This window comes from Klebsiella sp. V115_8 (genome assembly GCF_029967715.1).
GTDB lineage: Bacteria > Pseudomonadota > Gammaproteobacteria > Enterobacterales > Enterobacteriaceae > Klebsiella > Klebsiella quasipneumoniae.
Genome location: NZ_JASCAR010000001.1, coordinates 263,325 through 281,389 on the forward strand (window position 1 = coordinate 263,325; position 18,065 = coordinate 281,389).

19 protein-coding genes are annotated in these 18,065 nt (G+C 58.7%); 7 read left to right on the plus strand and 12 right to left on the minus strand.

Annotated features, from left to right (window positions below):
• Position 1: 1 nt before the first annotated feature.
• From dadX to QLG03_RS01250, 3 genes are all read right to left on the minus strand, one after another.
• Positions 2 to 1,072, minus strand: a complete 1,071-nt coding sequence (gene dadX, locus QLG03_RS01240; protein WP_110237386.1) for a catabolic alanine racemase DadX — start codon at positions 1,070 to 1,072, stop codon at positions 2 to 4.
• Positions 1,073 to 1,081: 9 nt separating this feature from the next.
• Positions 1,082 to 2,380 (minus strand): D-amino acid dehydrogenase, encoded by a 1,299-nt coding sequence (locus tag QLG03_RS01245; RefSeq protein WP_282473557.1) that lies wholly within the window; start codon positions 2,378 to 2,380, stop codon positions 1,082 to 1,084.
• Positions 2,381 to 2,478: 98 nt separating this feature from the next.
• On the minus strand, positions 2,479 to 2,625 hold the full coding sequence (locus QLG03_RS01250) for a hypothetical protein (protein WP_180265581.1): 147 nt from the start codon (positions 2,623 to 2,625) through the stop codon (positions 2,479 to 2,481).
• Positions 2,626 to 2,701: 76 nt separating this feature from the next.
• On the opposite strand from QLG03_RS01250, the gene QLG03_RS01255 reads away from it, so the two are divergent.
• Positions 2,702 to 4,234, plus strand: coding sequence for a SpoVR family protein (locus QLG03_RS01255; RefSeq protein WP_004203310.1), 1,533 nt, complete (start codon positions 2,702 to 2,704; stop codon positions 4,232 to 4,234).
• A gap of 74 nt (positions 4,235 to 4,308) precedes the next feature.
• Here the strand turns inward: QLG03_RS01255 and fadR are convergent, their stop codons facing one another.
• The gene (fadR, locus tag QLG03_RS01260; protein ID WP_004203311.1) at positions 4,309 to 5,028 is read right to left on the minus strand and encodes a fatty acid metabolism transcriptional regulator FadR; all 720 of its coding nucleotides are present in this window, start codon (positions 5,026 to 5,028) and stop codon (positions 4,309 to 4,311) included.
• Between the two features lie 248 nt (positions 5,029 to 5,276).
• Here fadR and nhaB point away from each other — a divergent pair, with 248 nt between their 5' ends.
• The 3 genes from nhaB to QLG03_RS01275 all read left to right on the plus strand — a co-directional run bounded on the left by nhaB (position 5,277) and on the right by QLG03_RS01275 (position 7,981).
• Complete coding sequence (gene nhaB / locus QLG03_RS01265) at positions 5,277 to 6,827, plus strand: sodium/proton antiporter NhaB (RefSeq protein WP_023290206.1); 1,551 nt, start codon at positions 5,277 to 5,279, stop codon at positions 6,825 to 6,827.
• Between the two features lie 128 nt (positions 6,828 to 6,955).
• A complete protein-coding gene (dsbB, locus tag QLG03_RS01270; protein WP_004203315.1) occupies positions 6,956 to 7,486 on the plus strand; it encodes a disulfide bond formation protein DsbB in 531 nt (176 codons plus the stop codon).
• A 150-nt stretch (positions 7,487 to 7,636) separates the two neighbouring features.
• The gene (locus tag QLG03_RS01275; protein WP_032453353.1) at positions 7,637 to 7,981 is read left to right on the plus strand and encodes a DUF1971 domain-containing protein; all 345 of its coding nucleotides are present in this window, start codon (positions 7,637 to 7,639) and stop codon (positions 7,979 to 7,981) included.
• A gap of 6 nt (positions 7,982 to 7,987) precedes the next feature.
• On the opposite strand, the gene QLG03_RS01280 is transcribed toward QLG03_RS01275, so the two are convergent.
• The 3 genes from QLG03_RS01280 to QLG03_RS01290 form a co-directional block, all read right to left on the minus strand.
• Positions 7,988 to 8,434, minus strand: coding sequence for a YcgN family cysteine cluster protein (locus QLG03_RS01280; protein WP_017900197.1), 447 nt, complete (start codon positions 8,432 to 8,434; stop codon positions 7,988 to 7,990).
• A 94-nt stretch (positions 8,435 to 8,528) separates the two neighbouring features.
• On the minus strand, positions 8,529 to 9,188 hold the full coding sequence (locus tag QLG03_RS01285; RefSeq protein ID WP_044523955.1) for a fumarylacetoacetate hydrolase family protein: 660 nt from the start codon (positions 9,186 to 9,188) through the stop codon (positions 8,529 to 8,531).
• Positions 9,189 to 9,204: 16 nt separating this feature from the next.
• A complete protein-coding gene (locus tag QLG03_RS01290) occupies positions 9,205 to 9,486 on the minus strand; it encodes a YcgL domain-containing protein (protein WP_004203320.1) in 282 nt (93 codons plus the stop codon).
• Between the two features lie 126 nt (positions 9,487 to 9,612).
• On the opposite strand from QLG03_RS01290, the gene minC reads away from it, so the two are divergent.
• From minC to minE, 3 genes are read left to right on the plus strand one after another with little or no spacing between them, the layout of a single operon-like run.
• Positions 9,613 to 10,311, plus strand: a complete 699-nt coding sequence (minC, locus tag QLG03_RS01295) for a septum site-determining protein MinC (protein ID WP_023290209.1) — start codon at positions 9,613 to 9,615, stop codon at positions 10,309 to 10,311.
• 23 nt (positions 10,312 to 10,334) lie between these two features.
• Positions 10,335 to 11,147: a septum site-determining protein MinD gene (gene minD, locus QLG03_RS01300; RefSeq protein ID WP_002910900.1), complete on the plus strand. Its 813-nt coding sequence runs from the start codon at positions 10,335 to 10,337 to the stop codon at positions 11,145 to 11,147.
• Positions 11,148 to 11,150: 3 nt separating this feature from the next.
• On the plus strand, positions 11,151 to 11,420 hold the full coding sequence (gene minE / locus QLG03_RS01305) for a cell division topological specificity factor MinE (RefSeq protein WP_004103270.1): 270 nt from the start codon (positions 11,151 to 11,153) through the stop codon (positions 11,418 to 11,420).
• A 77-nt stretch (positions 11,421 to 11,497) separates the two neighbouring features.
• Here the strand turns inward: minE and rnd are convergent, their stop codons facing one another.
• The 5 genes from rnd to QLG03_RS01330 form a co-directional block, all read right to left on the minus strand.
• Positions 11,498 to 12,613: a ribonuclease D gene (gene rnd, locus QLG03_RS01310; RefSeq protein WP_023290210.1), complete on the minus strand. Its 1,116-nt coding sequence runs from the start codon at positions 12,611 to 12,613 to the stop codon at positions 11,498 to 11,500.
• 81 nt (positions 12,614 to 12,694) lie between these two features.
• Complete coding sequence (fadD, locus tag QLG03_RS01315) at positions 12,695 to 14,380, minus strand: long-chain-fatty-acid--CoA ligase FadD (RefSeq protein ID WP_085551111.1); 1,686 nt, start codon at positions 14,378 to 14,380, stop codon at positions 12,695 to 12,697.
• Between the two features lie 205 nt (positions 14,381 to 14,585).
• On the minus strand, positions 14,586 to 15,167 hold the full coding sequence (locus tag QLG03_RS01320) for a Slp family lipoprotein (protein ID WP_032453356.1): 582 nt from the start codon (positions 15,165 to 15,167) through the stop codon (positions 14,586 to 14,588).
• Between the two features lie 38 nt (positions 15,168 to 15,205).
• Entirely contained in the window at positions 15,206 to 15,901 is a 696-nt protein-coding gene (tsaB, locus tag QLG03_RS01325; protein WP_048336002.1) for a tRNA (adenosine(37)-N6)-threonylcarbamoyltransferase complex dimerization subunit type 1 TsaB, read from the minus strand.
• A gap of 145 nt (positions 15,902 to 16,046) precedes the next feature.
• A complete protein-coding gene (locus tag QLG03_RS01330) occupies positions 16,047 to 17,957 on the minus strand; it encodes an ATP-dependent DNA helicase (RefSeq protein WP_282473558.1) in 1,911 nt (636 codons plus the stop codon).
• Positions 17,958 to 18,065: the final 108 nt, after the last annotated feature.

Below are 18,065 nucleotides of genomic sequence, written 5' to 3' on the forward strand. Positions count from 1 at the left end.
GTTACAGGGTCACAACCGGCACCCGCGGCGCCAGGGCGCACATCAGCTCATAGCCGACGGTGCCGCAGCTGGCCGCCACGTCGTCGATTTTAATCTCTTTGCCCCACAGTTCGACCGGCGCGCCAATCCCGGCCTGCGGACAGGGGGTTAAATCGACCGCCAGCATATCCATCGACACGCGCCCGACGGTGGTGGTCCGCACGCCGTCCACCAGCACCGGCGTGCCGCTCGGCGCCACCCGCGGATAGCCGTCGGCATAGCCGCAGGCGACGATGCCGATCCGCTGCTCCTGGGTGGTGCGATACAGGCCGCCATAGCCGATCGCCTCGTCGGGGCGCAGGTTCTGCACGGCGATGATTTCGCTGCGCAGGGCCATCACCGGCTTCAGGCCGGTGTTCGCGATGTCCTGCCACTGCCCTGAGGGCGACGCGCCATACAGCACGATGCCCGGTCGAACCCAGTCAAAATGCGCTTCCGGATGCCAGAGGGTCGCCGCCGAGTTAGCCAGCGAGCGCGGGCAATCCAGTCCCTCCGCCGCTTGTTCAATACGGCGCATCGGCTCGACAATCCCCTGCGGGTTCTCCGCCTCCGCGAAGTGCGACATCAGCGTCATCTCGCCGACATTGCTTATCGCCCGCAGCTGCTGCCAGACGGTATGCACCCGCTCCGGCATAAAGCCCAGCCGGTTCATGCCGCTGTTCACCTTGAGATAGATATCCAGCGGCGCGCGCAGCTTCGCCTGCTGCAGCGCCTTAATCTGCCAGTTGCTGTGAACGCTGGTGGTTAAGCGATATTGATCCAGCACCGCCAGCTCATCGGCATGGAAGAAGCCCTCCAGCAGCAGGATCGGACCTTTCCAGCCCTGCTCGCGCAGCAGGATCGCCTCTTCCAGGTTGAGCAAGGCGAAACCATCCGCCGCGCTCAACGCACTCCATACCCGCGCCACGCCATGGCCATAAGCATTAGCTTTGACCACCGCCCACAGGCGCGACCCGGGGGCCGCGCGACGCACTATCTGTAAATTCTGCCGCAAGGCCAGCAGGTCGATGCTGGCCACTACCGGACGGGTCATGCAAGCTCCTTAGTTGTGTGCGCCATGCAGATGATGCGGACGCGCCGGGGTGAACCCGGGGCTGTAGCGGGCGACCGCCAGATCGTCGTAAGGGATCGCCGGCGTGCGGCCGGAGATCAAATCGCTGATAAGCTGCCCTGAGCCGCAGGCCATGGTCCAGCCGAGGGTACCGTGACCAGTGTTGAGCCACAGGTTTTTAAACGCCGTGCGCCCGACCACCGGCGTGCCGTCCGGCGTCATCGGCCGCAGGCCGGTCCAGAAGGTGGCCTGCTCAACGTGGCCGCCGCGCGGGAACAGGTCGCGCACCACCATTTCCAGAGTTTCCCGACGCGGCTGCAGCAGCGCTTTGTTAAAACCGACGATCTCGGCCATACCGCCGACGCGAATGCGCTGATCGAAACGGGTGATGGCGATTTTATACGTCTCATCAAGGATAGTGGAAACCGGCGCGCCGTCTTCCTGGGCAATCGGGATGGTTAACGAATAGCCTTTCAGCGGGTAGACCGGAATATCCACCAGCCCCTTGAGCATCGCCGTCGAGTAGGAGCCGAAGGCCATCACATAGGCGTCGCCTTTGATAATCTCATCGCCGCATTTCACCCCGGCAATGCGATCGCCCTCCTGCAGCAGGGCGTCCACCGGGGTATTGAAGCGGAAGGTGACCCCGGCCTGTTCCGCCATCGCCGCCAGACGGGTGGTAAACAGCTGGCAGTCGCCGGTTTCATCGTTTGGCAGGCGCAGGCCGCCGGTCAGTTTGTGGCTGACCTCCGCCAGCGCGGGCTCCACTTCCGCCAGCCGCTTCGCCTCCAGCAGCTGATACGGCACGCCGGCGTCCTCCAGCACCGCGATGTCGCGGGTGGCGTTTTCATACTGTTTGGCGGTACGGAACAGCTGCAGCGTCCCGCCCTGACGCCCTTCATACTGAATGCCGGTGGTGTCGCGCAGCGCCTTCAGGCAGTCACGGCTGTACTCCGCCAGGCGCACCATCCGGCCTTTGTTCTCCATATAGTGGTGGGTGTCGCAGTTGCGCAGCATCTGCCACATCCACTTCAGCTGGAACGACGTACCGTCAAGGCCGATCGCCAGCGGCGCATGGCGCTGGAACATCCATTTTATCGCCTTCAGCGGCACCCCCGGCGCCGCCCAGGGCGCCGCATAGCCGGGAGAAATCTGCCCGGCGTTGGCCGCGCTGGTCTCCTCTGCCGGACCGGGCTGACGGTCGATAACCGTCACCTCATGACCCGCCTGACTCAAATACCACGCGCTGGCTACCCCAACCACCCCACTTCCCAGTATGACGACACGCATAGCGACTCCGTAACAGTTAAAGAACAATCATCTAATTACAAATTGATAACTCAGATGAAAATATTATTCAACATACGCTTTATTTATGGTGACTTAACTCACAGCAAACCGCACCAGCCCTGCGATGCGAGATTTACGATCTCATGCTGTGCTTTATTTTTACCCAGCATTATATTCTGTAAATAAGCACAAAAAACGGCTTTGAGATGGGGAAATCGCGAAGAAAAGCGATTGGCTGACAACACAGTTTGCTGTGCGGTGTTCTATGCTTGTTTAGAGGTTTTCCGTTCAGAGAAAACCAACAACAACGAGGGCGCGCTAATGGCTACGATTGACTCCATGAACAGGGACACCACCCGTTTAAGCGATGGACCCGACTGGACGTTTGAGTTACTGGAGACCTACCTGGCCGAAGTGGACCGGGTCGCTAAGCTCTATCGTCTTGACACCTACCCGCACCAGATCGAAGTCATTACTTCCGAGCAGATGATGGACGCCTACTCCAGCGTCGGCATGCCCATCAACTATCCGCACTGGTCGTTCGGCAAAAAATTCATTGAGACCGAGCAGGCCTATAAGCACGGCCAGCAGGGCCTGGCGTATGAGATTGTCATCAACTCCAACCCCTGTATCGCCTACCTGATGGAAGAAAACACCATCACCATGCAGGCGCTGGTGATGGCGCACGCCTGCTACGGGCATAACTCGTTCTTTAAAAACAATTACCTGTTTCGCAGCTGGACCGACGCCAGCTCAATCATCGATTACCTGATCTTCGCCCGCAAATACATTACCGAGTGCGAAGAACGCTATGGCGTCGACGAAGTGGAGAAACTGCTCGACTCCTGCCATGCGCTGATGAACTACGGCGTCGACCGCTATAAACGTCCGCAAAAAATCTCTCTGCAGGAGGAGAAGGCGCGGCAGAAAAGCCGGGAAGAGTATCTGCAGAGCCAGGTGAATATGCTGTGGCGCACCCTGCCGAAGCGCGAAGAGGAGAAGGCGATTGAGTCCGCCCGCCGCTACCCTTCCGAACCGCAGGAGAACCTGCTGTACTTTATGGAGAAGAACGCCCCGCTGCTGGAATCGTGGCAGCGCGAGATCCTGCGCATCGTGCGCAAAGTCAGCCAGTATTTCTACCCGCAGAAACAGACCCAGGTGATGAACGAGGGGTGGGCCACCTTCTGGCACTACACCATCCTCAATCATCTCTATGACGAAGGGAAAGTGACCGAGCGCTTTATGCTGGAGTTTCTCCACAGCCACACGAACGTGGTGTTCCAGCCGCCATACAACAGTCCGTGGTACAGTGGGATTAACCCCTACGCGCTGGGCTTCGCCATGTTCCAGGACATCAAGCGCATCTGCCAGTCGCCCACCGAAGAGGACAAGTACTGGTTCCCGGATATCGCCGGTTCCGACTGGCTGGAAACGCTGCATTTCGCCATGCGCGACTTCAAGGATGAGAGCTTTATCAGCCAGTTCCTGTCGCCGAAGATCATGCGCGATTTCCGCTTCTTCACGGTGCTCGACGACGACCACAACAATTATCTCGAGATCTCGGCTATCCACAACGAAGAGGGCTATCGCGAGATCCGCAACAAGCTCTCAGCGCAATATAACCTCAGCAATCTTGAGCCGAATATCCAGGTGTGGAACGTTGACCTGCGCGGCGACCGCTCGCTGACGTTGCGCTATGTGCCGCACAACCGCGTCCCGCTGGACAAAGGGCGGCGCGAAGTGCTGAAACATGTGCATCGTCTGTGGGGGTTCGATGTGCTGCTGGAGCAGCAGAACGCCGACGGCAGCATTGAGCTACTGGACCGCTGCCCGGCGCGGCCGAACGCGCTATAGCTTTACGGGACGTATAAAACGACGAAGGGGGCCATCGGCCCCCTTATTGTGTTTATCGATGGCGAATAGCCAGCTTAACGCACATTCATGGCTAAATCGCCGGGCAGCGATTTCTGCATCCGGTGCCAGATCTCGCCGCTGTCATGGCCGTAGCGACGAACCAGCTCATACACCTGATCGTGCAGGCCCCCTTCGCACACCTTCGCCAGCTGATGATAAAAGCCCAGCGCCAGGCTGCGCGCTTCCGGGCTGGAGAAATAGTGGCGGCCAATGCGGGTATACAGCCCCTTCATGCCGTTGAGGATCAGACCATAGATCGGATTGCCGGAGGCGAACGCCAGACCGCGGAAAATGTTGTAATCGAGGTCGGCGAAGGCGTCGGCGTGATCTTCCACTTCCCGGGCGCTGTCCAGCACCGCCAGCGCTTTATCCGGATGCTGACGGAACGCGGTGCGAATAAAAATCGTGGAAATATTGGTGCGCACGGAGAGCAGGTTATCAATCAGCTGCGGGACGCTGTCGTGATCGAGACGCGCCAGCGTTTCAAGGATATTCAGCCCGGAGGTCTCCCAGAAGTTGTTCACTTTGGTGGGTTTGCCGTGCTGAATGGTCAACCAGCCGTCACGCGCCAGACGCTGCAACACTTCGCGCAGAGTGGTGCGGGTGACACCGATCAGCTCAGAAAGCTCGCGTTCAGCGGGGAGAATCGATCCAGGTGGGAAGCGGTTATTCCAGATGCTCTCAATGATATACTCTTCCGCGAAACCCGCAGGGCTCTGCGCCTTAATGACCATAATAATATTTCCATTACACATTGTTGCAATTGCACTCATCATACCAGAGCCGCTATAGCGCAGATAGCATCGCAAGTGAATTAAAAAGGGATCGCCGTTTCATTTTCCGTTTTTACTTTACGCTTTTCCTTCTCGCCCGTAACCGCCGCCGCGCTGCGAAGAAAGTTGCTTCTCATTTTGCTCAGCTGATACTCTTGCCAATCGTTACGCACAAAATCATGTACTAATTGACGGGGAAGGATTCTGTCGTGGAAATTTCTTATGGCCGCGCGCTGTGGCGCAATTTTCTTGGCCAGTCGCCTGACTGGTACAAGCTGGCATTAATTATTTTCTTAATCATTAATCCGCTGGTGTTCGCCTTAGCGCCGTTTGTCGCCGGCTGGCTGCTGGTGGTTGAGTTTATCTTTACCCTCGCCATGGCGCTGAAGTGCTATCCACTGCTGCCGGGGGGGCTGCTGGCATTTGAAGCGGTGCTGATCGGCATGACCAGCCCGGGTCATGTGCGGGAAGAGATCGCCAGCAACCTGGAAGTGCTGCTCCTGCTGATGTTCATGGTGGCGGGCATCTACTTTATGAAGCAGCTGCTGCTCTTCGTCTTTACGCGCCTGCTGCTCGGCATCCGCAGCAAAATGCTGCTGTCGCTGGCCTTCTGCCTGGCCGCCGCCTTCCTCTCCGCCTTTCTCGATGCGCTCACCGTGGTGGCGGTGGTGATTAGCGTCGCCGTCGGGTTTTACGGCATCTATCACCGCGTCGCCTCGGCGCGCCCCGACGATAGCGATGTGCAGGACGACAGCCATATCGATCAGCACTACCGCGAGGTGCTGGAGCAGTTCCGCGGTTTTCTGCGCAGCCTGATGATGCACGCCGGCGTCGGTACCGCGCTCGGCGGCGTCATGACCATGGTCGGCGAGCCGCAAAACTTGATTATCGCCAAAGCGGCGGGCTGGCACTTTGGCGAATTCTTCATTCGCATGTCGCCCATCACGCTGCCGGTGCTGGTCTGCGGGCTGCTGACCTGTCTGCTGGTGGAAAAGTATCGCCTGTTTGGCTACGGCGAACCGCTGCCGCCGGCGGTCCGAAAGGTGCTGCAGGACTTTGACGATCGCAGCCGCGCGCAGCGCAGTCGTCAGGAACGGCTGCGGCTGATTGCCCAGGCGCTGATTGGCGTCTGGCTGATCGCAGCCCTCGCATTGCACCTTGCCGAAGTCGGCCTCATTGGCCTGTCGGTGATCATTCTCGCTACCACCTTTACCGGCGTGACCGATGAACATGCGATTGGCAAGGCGTTCACCGAGGCGTTGCCCTTCACCGCGCTGCTGACGGTATTCTTTGCCGTCGTGGCGGTGATCATCGACCAGCAGCTGTTCACGCCGGTCATCGAGTTTGTTCTGCAGGCCTCGCCGCACGCGCAGCTGTCGCTGTTTTATCTGTTTAACGGCCTGCTGTCGTCCATCTCGGATAACGTTTTTGTCGGTACGGTCTACATCAACGAAGCGAAAACCGCCCTCGAGCATGGCGCCATCAGCCTGAAGCAGTTTGAGATGCTGGCGGTGGCGATCAATACCGGCACCAACCTGCCGTCAGTGGCCACCCCGAACGGCCAGGCGGCATTCCTCTTCCTGCTGACTTCCGCGCTGGCGCCGCTTATCCGGCTCTCCTATGGCCGCATGGTGTGGATGGCTCTGCCCTACACCCTCGTGCTGACGCTGGTCGGCCTGCTGTGCGTCGAGTTCACCCTGATGCCGGTCACCGAATGGTTGCTGGCTCACGGCTGGCTGGTTACCCCCACCCTGCCCTGATCCACCCGTCGCCCGGGTTCGCCCGGGCGATTCAATAACCAGTTACGTAATATTTTCCGCCGGGCCGCTGGCGTCGGTTCGGTTTTCGTTTACACTGCCATGATTTAGCATCTTCCAGGGAAATGATTATGTTGCAATATTTAAACCAGTGCTCGCGGGGACGCGGCGCCTGGCTCCTGATGGCATTGACCGCGTTCATTCTCGAACTCGTCGCGCTGTGGTTCCAGCACGTGATGCTGCTGCAGCCGTGTGTGATGTGCATTTATGAACGCTGCGCCCTGTTTGGCATCATGGGCGCGGGGCTGGTGGGCGCCATTGCCCCCAAAACGCCGCTGCGCTATGTCGCCATGCTGATTTGGCTGTACAGCGCGGTACGTGGGCTGCAGCTGGCGTGGGAACATACGATGATCCAGTTGCACCCATCGCCGTTCCAGACCTGTGATTTCGCCGCCCGCTTCCCGAGCTGGCTGCCGCTGGATAAATGGTTGCCGCAGGTGTTTGTCGCGTCCGGCGACTGTTCGGTACGCCAGTGGCAGTTCCTGTCGCTGGAGATGCCGCAATGGCTGGTGGGCATTTTCGCGGCCTATCTGGTGGTGGCTATCCTGGTGATCGTTGCTCAGCCTTTTAAAGCGAAAAAGCGCGATCTGTTTGGCCGCTAAGCCGCTGTGAGTACCGCGCATCATGAAACGCCCTCCGGGGCGTTTTTTTGTGCCTGCTGTTCATCGCTGAATCGTTTCCTTTCTGTGGTTGACCACGGCCATCAAAAGATGCATATTAAATACATCTTATATAGCCCCACAGGAGCTCACATGTCATCTTTACTGATCCCCGCAGACTGGAAAGTTAAACGCTCCACCCCGTTCTTTACCAAAGAGAACGTCCCCGCCGCCCTGCTGAGCCACCACAACACCGCAGCCGGCGTCTTCGGTCAGCTGTGCGTCATGGAAGGTACGGTGACCTATTACGGTTTTGCCAATGAACAGGCGACGGAGCCGGAGAAAAAAGTCGTCATTCATGCCGGGCAGTTTGCCACCAGTCCGCCGCAGTACTGGCACCGCGTCGAACTCAGCGACGATGCCCGCTTCAATATTCACTTCTGGGTGGCGGATGAAACCGACGGTGAAAACGGGCTGTTCCACGCGAAAAAAGCGTGACGGCGCTTACCGCGCCCTGTCAGGCAGATTAAGGATGTGGTCCTGCCAGTCGACAACGGTGGACTCGGGCACCGCAATATGACGGACGGAGATGCGTTCGCCGTGCATCGCCGCTTTTGAGCCGGTCAGCAGCGGGTGCCAGGCCGGCAGAGGCTTGCCTTCCGCCAGCAGACGATAGGCGCAGGTCGGCGGCAGCCATTCGAAAGTCGGTAGATTTTCGCGCGTGAGCTTGATGCAGTCCGGCTCATATTCGAAACGACGCTCGTAGTTACGGCACTGGCAGGTTTTGATATTGAGCTGACGGCAGGCGACGTTGGTGAAGTAGATCTCATCGGTATCTTCATCCATCAGCTTATGCAGGCAGCACTGGCCGCAACCGTCACACAGCGATTCCCACTCCGCGTCGGTCATGTCATCCAGGGTTTTTTGTTGCCAGAAAGGTTGTTCGCTCATCGAAGTGTCCGTCGTTGCCAGTTAAGGGTGCACCTTATAACCAGTCTGGCACGACGATGCAAGTTTTGCCGCCCCAAAAGGCGGCAAACCGCGCTTACAGTACCCGGGTGGTGAGCGACAGGCCGTTGAAGCCGACCACCAGCTCGTCGCCGCTGTGCAGCGGCCCTACCCCTTCCGGGGTGCCGGTGAGGATCACGTCCCCGGCTTTGAGAGTAAAGAAGCGCGACATATAGGCGATCAGCGGCACGATCTGATGGATCATGTCGGCGGTGGTGCCCTGCTGGCGCACCTCGCCGTTAATCTTCAGGCTTAACGGCGTATTCTGCGGGTCGCCGTGGAACTCGGCGGCCGGAATAAAGCCGGAGATCGGACAGGCATTATCGAAGCCTTTGGCCTTTTCCCACGGCTGTCCGGCCTTTTTCATCTTCGCCTGCAGGTCGCGCAGGGTGAGATCCAATGCGACGCCATAGCCGGCAATCCCTTTCTGCACATGCTCTTCCGTCGCCTGACGCAGCGTACCGCCGATCAGCACCGCCAGCTCGACTTCGTGATGCACCGAGCCCAGCCCCTCAGGAAGCACCAACGGCTGACGGAGATCGCACAGCGCGCTCTCAGGTTTAATAAACAGCACCGGCTCTTCCGGCGTCGCACTGCCCATTTCCTTGATGTGCTTTGCATAATTACTGCCGACGCAAACCACTTTGCTCACCGGATAATCCAGGAGCGCTCCCTGCCAGTTATGATGTTGGTACATTATTTTCCCTCGTGGGTTAATCGGATTGTTTCCCCTGTTCCGCCAGGTGTTTCTTTAGTAGATTTTCAGACGGCGGAGGAAGTTGCAGGTAATAGCCCTGTTCGCTTAACGCCTGTTTCACTTTTTCCAGGTCGGCGTTAACCAGTTTTTTGCGCCCATCCAGCGGCAGCAGCATCGCCATTTGCGGCGTGCCGAAGCCGCGCATCAGCTCGTCAGGAACGCGTGAGAAATCGTCCTTTTTTTCGACGTATAAATAGGTTTGTTCACGTTTAGTACTTCGATAGATCACACAAAACATAGTTTTACTCGGAATTAGACCCGTGGTCACTTGCCTCAATATATGAGTGACTATAACATGCCTTTTAGTCTTCGGAATATCACCGCACTTCGGCGGTCGATAAACAGCAAATTGAGTAAGGCCAGGATGTCAAATACGCCAATCGAACTTAAAGGCAGTAGCTTCACGTTATCTGTCGTTCATTTGCACGATGCAAATCCCGAGGTTATTCGTCAGGCGTTAGAAGACAAAATCGCCCAGGCTCCCGCCTTTTTACGCCATGCTCCGGTGGTGGTGAATATCGCCAGCGTCGAGGAGAGCGTCGAATGGCGCGCCGTCAACGAGGCTATCGCCGCGACCGGTTTACGTATTATGGGCGTCAGCGGATGCAAAATCCCGCGCCTGAAAACCGAAATCGACCGCGCCGGTATCCCGTTATTAACCGAAGGGAAAGAAAAAGCCCCTCGTCCGGCACCGTCCGAACCTGCCCCGCCGCCGCCAGTTGCTAACCAGATCACAAAAACGCGTTTGATTGACCAGCCGGTACGTTCCGGTCAGCGCATTTATGCGCCACACTGTGATCTTATTGTTACAAATCATGTGAGTGCCGGCGCGGAACTTATCGCTGACGGCAATATCCATGTATATGGCATGATGCGAGGACGCGCATTGGCAGGCGCCGGTGGCGACAGAGACGCCCAGATATTTTGTACCCACCTTGCGGCGGAGCTGGTCTCCATCGCCGGGGAATATTGGCTGAGCGATAACATCCCGGCCGAATTTTATGGCAAAGCGGCACGCCTGCGTTTAGGCGAAAGCGCTTTGACAATTCAACCGTTAAATTAATCCCTTTTTAACAAGGAATTTCTATGGCACGCATTATTGTTGTGACTTCGGGTAAAGGGGGCGTTGGCAAGACCACCTCCAGCGCGGCCATCGCTACAGGTTTGGCCCAGAAGGGAAAGAAAACCGTCGTTATCGACTTCGACATCGGCCTTCGTAACCTCGACCTGATTATGGGCTGCGAACGTCGCGTCGTTTATGATTTCGTCAACGTCATCCAGGGCGATGCCACATTGAACCAGGCGCTGATCAAAGATAAGCGCACGGAAAACCTCTACATTCTCCCGGCTTCCCAGACCCGGGATAAAGACGCCCTGACCCGCGAAGGCGTCGACAAAGTTCTCGAAGAACTGAAGAAGATGGAGTTCGATTTCATCGTCTGTGATTCCCCGGCAGGCATTGAAACCGGTGCGCTGATGGCGCTCTATTTCGCTGATGAAGCCATTATCACCACCAACCCGGAAGTCTCCTCCGTTCGCGACTCCGACCGTATCCTTGGCATTCTCGCCTCCAAATCCCGCCGCGCGGAAAATGGCGAAGAGCCGATCAAAGAGCACCTGCTGCTGACCCGCTACAATCCAGGCCGCGTCAATAAAGGCGATATGCTGAGCATGGAAGACGTGCTGGAGATTCTGCGCATCAACCTGGTGGGCGTGATCCCGGAAGACCAGTCAGTCCTGCGCGCATCCAACCAGGGTGAGCCCGTGATCCTCGATGCCGCGTCGGACGCAGGCAAAGCCTATGCCGATACCGTTGAACGTCTGCTCGGAGAAGAACGCCCTTTCCGCTTCATTGAAGAAGAGAAGAAAGGATTCCTCAAACGCCTGTTCGGAGGATAAATTATGGCTTTACTCGACTTTTTTCTCTCGCGAAAAAAGAACACGGCTAATATTGCGAAAGAACGCCTGCAAATCATCGTCGCCGAGCGCCGCCGCGGGGACGCGGAGCCGCATTACCTGCCGCAGTTGCGCAAAGATATCCTGGAAGTGATCTGTAAATACGTGCAGATCGACCCGGAGATGGTCAGCGTGCAGCTTGAGCAACGGGACGGTGATATTTCCATTCTTGAGCTGAACGTGACCCTACCCGAAACGGAAGAGTCGAAACCCTGACCTGCTGTTCCATCCTGAAAAAAAACCGGCTACGCCACGCGCCGCCGGTTTTTTTATACCCTGAACCAGACCGCCCGCTAGCGCGGATAGTCGTTTAACAGCCTCTTCAGCCGTTCGCCCATCAGCTCACCACGCCAACCGGAAATCAGCTCAGGCTCAGCGGCCTGCGTTTTCAGCTGCCAGTGCCAGTTCAGCAGCTGGTTGATCTGTCGACGCGACGCCAGCAGCTCCGCGCTTACGCCCTTCTCCGCGCTCACTTCCTGCACCAGCGCTTTAATCTCTTTAAAGGCTTTGCGGTAGCCCGGCATGTCGATCAGATTCTGCAGCGGCGCCGGCAGCGACGACTCCGGCAGCGCCTGGGCTTTCTCGACCAGGCCGATCAGCGTTTTGCCATGGAAGCGAATTTCGCTACCGGACAACCCGAGGCTGTCGAGCTCGCCGAGGCTGGTGGGCATATAGCGCGCCACGCTCCACAGATGCTCTTCCCGCACCACAAAGTTCACCGCCAGGTCACGCTCACGCGCTTTGCGCAGACGCCACTCCGCCAGCAGCTGCAGGCAGCCCAGCTGGCGGGTACGCAGCTGCCAGGCGTTGCCGATATCGCGCCAGGCCTCGGCCGGGTCGACCACCTCCTGACGGCGCTGCTGCATCAGGCGACATTCGTCCAGTGCCGCCGATAGCCAGCCCGCGCGATCGGTCTCCGCCATTAATTGGCTGGCGATCGGCAGCAGGTACCAGACGTCGGCCGCAGCGTATTCACACTGACGCTCGGTCAGCGGTCGCGCCAGCCAGTCGGTGCGGGATTCGCTTTTGTCCAGCGCGACCCCGGAATACTCTTCCACCATCGAGGCAAAGCCCCAGGACATCGGCCGACCGCAGAAAGCCGCCAGGATCTGGGTGTCGATCAGCGGCTGCGGCATCAGGTTGAACGCGTTGAGGAAGACTTCTAAATCTTCGCTGCCGGCATGCAGATATTTGGTCACATCCGGATTGAGCAGCAGGTCGCGCATCGGCGCCCAGTCGTTAATCGTCAAGGGATCGATCAGAGAGACCTGGTGGCCGTCGAACAGCTGCAGCAGGCCCAGCTGCGGGTAATAGGTGCGGGTACGGACAAATTCCGTATCCAGAGCGACGGCGGAGGCCGCGCTTGCCGCTTCGCAGACAGCGCGCAGGCCATCGTCGGTGGTGATCATCTGATAGTTCAAAGCATACTCTCTTAACTTGCGCCCATAAAAAACGCCGGCGTAGCCGGCGTCTGGCGACTCATTCGTTACTCAGCCTTTATTGTCCACTTTAGCGCGCGCTTCGTCACGCAGTTCTCGCCGCAAAATTTTCCCGACGTTGGATTTCGGCAGTTCGTCACGGAATTCCACCAGTTTCGGCACCTTATAGCCGGTCAAATGGCGTCGGCAGAACGTAATCAGCGCTTCTTCGGTTAACGCGGCATCTTTCTTCACCACGAAGATCTTCACCGCTTCGCCGCTGCTGCCGGACGGCACGCCGATGGCCGCCACCTCCAGCACGCCGCTGTGCTGCATGACCACATCTTCGATTTCATTCGGATAGACGTTAAAACCCGACACCAGGATCATATCTTTTTTCCGATCGACGATGCGCAGGAACCCCTCTTCATCCATCACCGCGATATCCCCGGTGTGCAGCCAGCCGTTCTTGATGATCTCATCCGTCGCGTCAGGTCGCTGCCAGTAGCCCAGCATCACCTGCGGCCCCTTGATACAGAGTTCGCCAGGCTGGCCCGGCGCCACTTCGTTATCGTCATCATCCACCAGTTTGGCTTCGGTGGAAGGCACCGGCAGACCAATGCTGCCGCTGTGGTAGTCGATATCGTGGGGGTTGACGCTGACCAGAGGCGAACACTCGGTCAGTCCGTAGCCCTCAAGCAGATATTGCCCGGTCAGTTTCACCCAGCGCTCAGCCACCGCCTGCTGCACCGGCATGCCGCCGCCGGCGGAGAGGTGCAGCGAGGAGAAATCAAGCTGCTGGAACTCTTTGTTGTTCAGCAAGGCGTTGAACAGGGTATTGACCCCGGTCATGGCGGTAAAGGGATATTTCGCCAGCTCCTTCACCAGTCCGGGTATGTCGCGCGGGTTGGTGATCAGCAGATTCTGCCCGCCCAGCTCGATAAACAGCAGGCAGTTCATGGTGAGGGCGAAAATGTGATACAGCGGCAGCGCGGTCACCACGAACTCTTTGCCGCGATGCAGCAGCGGGCCGTAGGTGGCATTGACCTGCTCGAGGTTGGCCAGCATGTTGCGATGGGTCAGCATCGCCCCTTTAGCCACCCCGGTAGTGCCCCCGGTGTACTGCAGAAACGCCAGATCTTCCGCTACGATCTCCGGCTTCACGTACTGCATGCGATAGCCGTGCTGCAGCGCGCTGCGAAACGAGATGGCATCCGGCAGATGGTACTTCGGCACCAGGCGCTTGATGTACTTGACCACAAAGTTCACCAGCGTGCCTTTGGCGGTGGAGAGCTGATCGCCCATGCGCGTCAGGATCACGTGTTTCACCTGGGTCTTCGCCACCACTTTTTCCAGGGTATGGGCAAAGTTGGAGACGATGACGATCGCCGCCGCGCCGCTGTCGTTGAGCTGATGCTCCAGTTCCCGCGGGGTATATAAGGGGTTGACGTTGACCACGATCATCCCGGCGCGCAGGATGCCAAACAGGGCCACCGGATACTGCAGCAGGTTAGGCATCATCAGGGCCACCCGATCGCCCTTCTGTAACCCTAAGCCCTCCTGAAGGTAAGCGGCGAAGGCGCGACTGCGCTCTTCCAGCTTACGGTAGGTCATCACTTCACCCATATTGATAAACGCCGGTTGGTCGGCGTAGCGGGTGGTGGCATGTTCAAACAGTTCAACCAGGGATTGATAGCGGTCAGGATTTATCTCCGCCGGAACATCTGCGGGATAACGGTTTAGCCAAACCTTTTTCACTGCATCACCTCTGAAATAGTTATTCGTCGTCATCACAGCCCCTGGGAAATACATTTTGTTAACATTATATTAACTCAGCGTACCAGTTTATTAATTAGGCAATGAGCAGGTTGCGAAGCGCGTCACTATTTTTTTTCTTATTCGACTGAAAACAAAGAAACAGCGGACTGGCCGCTGTTTCTTTGAACTAACAAAAACAACAAAATCATTCAGTTACAACGTTTCTTACCTCAGCAGGGCCGGGGTTGTACCATCCCCATCCGCCATAGCCGTACCCCCAGGGGCGGGGACCCAGCATCCACGGGTCGATGGGCTGCGGGGGCATCACCACCTGCTGCACCACGTTCCAGCGTTTGTAGCCGGTGGCGTTCATCAGCATAAATTTGTAGGGCGTGCTACCCACTTTGCCGTCGACCACCCCGGCAATCGGCCCGACCACGGTCACCAGCTGACCCCGGAAGTCCACCGGATCGAGGAAGCCGTTAACATCGGCAAAGATTCGCCCGCGCGAGGGTTCGCCCAGTTCCGGTCGCGCACCGCTGTCCAGCGGCACGGTAGCGATTTCTAAGCGGGTTTTACCCTGCTGGTTCTGCACGTTGACCACCTTGCCGCCAAAGCGCGCTTCCTGACCAACGTACAGCTGCGGGGCGTTCATCACCCGCACCAAATCCTGCTGCGGCGTGGGGCTGGTGCCTTTGATGGCATCCGGCACCGATACGCAGCCGCTCAGCGCAACGGCAACCGCCGCGGCCAGCAGCCAGCGAACGCCCTGTTTTTGACCCGCCATGATGCGACTCCTTTTCTCAGTCTTCTTGTTACTGAGATTCACTCGCGGCCCGGAAGTTTCTTCCACGCCACCTCGTTACGCAAATAAACCGGCTCCGCTTTCTCCACGGCCACGGTTTTCCCTGCCGCCAGCAGATAACAGGCTAACGGCAGCATATCCTCTGCCGCCGGCAGATCAATTTCGCCGCTGCTTAAGGTCAGTCCGCTCTCTTTCGCCAGATCCGGCCACGCCTGCCAGCCGGTGCCGACGGTGGCCCATTCGCCGGAAAGCTGCGCCAGCCGTTCGGCCACCGCGTCCGGTTTGAGCACCGCTTCCGTCTCTTCGCCGTGCCAGACGCCCTGCTCGTCGCGCTGGTACTCAGCCCAATAGACTTCACCCATCCTGGCGTCAATCGCCGCCAGCACGCGGGTGGCGCCGGTTTTGCGCCAGGCGCCCTGTGCCATGGTGGCCAGCGTGGAAACGCCGATCATCGGCAGCTCCGCGCCGAGCGCCAGCCCCTGGGCGATACCGATGCCGATACGCACGCCGGTAAAGCTGCCCGGGCCGCGGCCAAAGGCCAGCGCGTCCAGCTCGGTCAGGGTGGTGCCGCTCTCGGTGAGAACCTCCTGCACCAGCGGCAGGATACGTTGGGTGTGTTCGCGGGGACAAATTTCGAAATGAGCACTAAGGGTGCCATCATTCCACAGCGCCGCGGAGCAGGCCTCTGTGGCGGTATCGATAGCCAAAATTCGCATGGGTGGTCACGCTCTCGTTACATAGTTCAGGCCTTCAGGCAGCCTGTTTACCGGCAGACGGTCAATCCGTCGCCACACCGCCCGAAGTCTAGTGGGAACCGCTAATTAACAAAATGGCGCGCAGCTTAACACATTTTAGGGCGGATTACCTTGCCGGCGGCACGGCGAGGAAGCGCACCGCCCGGCGGATATCGCGGGTCCGCGGCGCGGGCGGCAGGCTGGCCAGGAACACCGCGCCGTAAGGGCGCATCACCAGCCGGTTGTCACAGATAACCAGCACCCCACGGTCGTCGATATCGCGGATCAGCCGGCCCACCCCCTGCTTGAGGGTGATCACCGCGTCCGGGAGCTGCACTTCATCGAACGGATCGCCGCCGCGTAGCCGGCAATCTTCCATCCGCGCTTTCAGCAGCGGGTCGTCCGGCGAGGTAAACGGCAGCTTATCGATGATCACCAGCGACAGCGCGTCTCCGCGCACATCGACCCCTTCCCAGAAGCTGCTGGTGGCCACCAGCAGGGCGTTGCCGGCGTTGACGAACTGCTGCAGCAGCTGGCCTTTACTGGTCTCGCCCTGCAGCAGCACCGGCAGGGTCATGGTGGCGCGGAACTGCTCCGCCAGATCGCGCATCATGGCGTGCGAAGTACACAGCATAAAGCAGCGACCGTCGTTAGCCTCGATCAGCGGTTTAAGCATGGCCGCCAGATGGCGAGCCGCGCCGGGCTGGTTCGGCAGCGGTAGATTACGCGGTACGCAGAGCAGCGCCTGATGCTGATAGTCAAAGGGGCTAGGCAGCAGCAGAGTCTGCGCCTCGTCGATCCCCAGCCGGGCGGTGAAGTGGTGTAGATCGTCATTTACCGACAGCGTCGCCGAGGTAAAGATCCAGCTTCCCGACTTCTGCGCCATCACCTCTTTAAACTTCTCGGCCACGGTCAACGGCGTCAGCGCAAGGGTAAAGTGGCGCGAGGTGCACTCATACCAGTAGCTGTAGCCCGGCTGATTGATCTCTTTCAGCCGCTTCAGACGCCCGCGATAAAGCGTGGCGCGCTCAAAGGCGGCGTCGAGCAGCGCCGAGCGCCCCAGCGAAAGTTTGGCGACGTCGTAACACAGTTCAAGAACATCATCGAGCAGCAGCAGCGCCCGCTGAATGTGGCTGTCCGCCAGCAGCTCGCGCAGGTTGCCGCGGTAGCCCGGGTCCCCCAGCTGCAGGCGAAAATCCTGGGCGCTTTGCGCGAGGCGGTCGGCGCATTTTTGCAGCTGCTGGGTGTCTTTCAGTTCGGTGCGGTAGGCAATGGTGATGTCTTTCGCCAGATCCAGCAGCTGGCGGCTGGAGAGCGACTGGCCAAAGTACTGGCTGGCGATATCCGGCAGCTGATGGGCTTCGTCGAAGATCATCACCTCCGCCTCGGGGATCAGTTCGGCAAAGCCGCTCTCTTTGACCACCATATCGGCAAGAAACAGATGATGGTTGACCACCACCACGTCGGCATCCATCGCTTTTTTACGCGCCTTCACCACGAAGCAATCTTTATACAGCGGGCAGTCGCTGCCGAGGCAGTTATCGTTGGTGCTGGTGACCAGCGGCCAGGCCTGGGAATCTTCCGCCACGCTGGCGCAGGTGCTGATATCGCCATCCTGGGTTTGGTTCGACCAGGAGCGCAGGAGGATCACGTCGCTGAGGGTTTGCACCGGCAGATCGCCGCCAGCCAGCGCCTGCTGTTCCAGGCGTTCGAGGCACAGGTAGTTGGAGCGCCCTTTTAGCAGCGCCAGTTTGCCGGTGAATTTCAGCGCTTTGGCGACGGTGGGCAGATCGCGGCTGTAGAGCTGATCCTGCAGCGCTTTCGACCCGGTGGAGATAATCACCTTTTTTTTCGCCCGCAGCGCCGGCGCCAGGTAAGCGTAGGTTTTACCGGTTCCGGTCCCCGCTTCCACCACCAGCGGCCGGGAGGCCTCAATCGCTTCGCTGACCGCCACCGCCATCTGGCGCTGCGGCTCGCGCGGTTTAAATCCCGGTATGGCTTTGGCTAGCTGGCCGTCTGCTGCAAAATCGTCGATCACATTGCCCCCTGGTTATTTGGACAGTGATTATGTCAGGGAGGACGGCGTTTCGCCAGTCCGGGTAGTGACGCGAGCGGAACATTATGGCAGTCTTGCCGCTGCCGAATG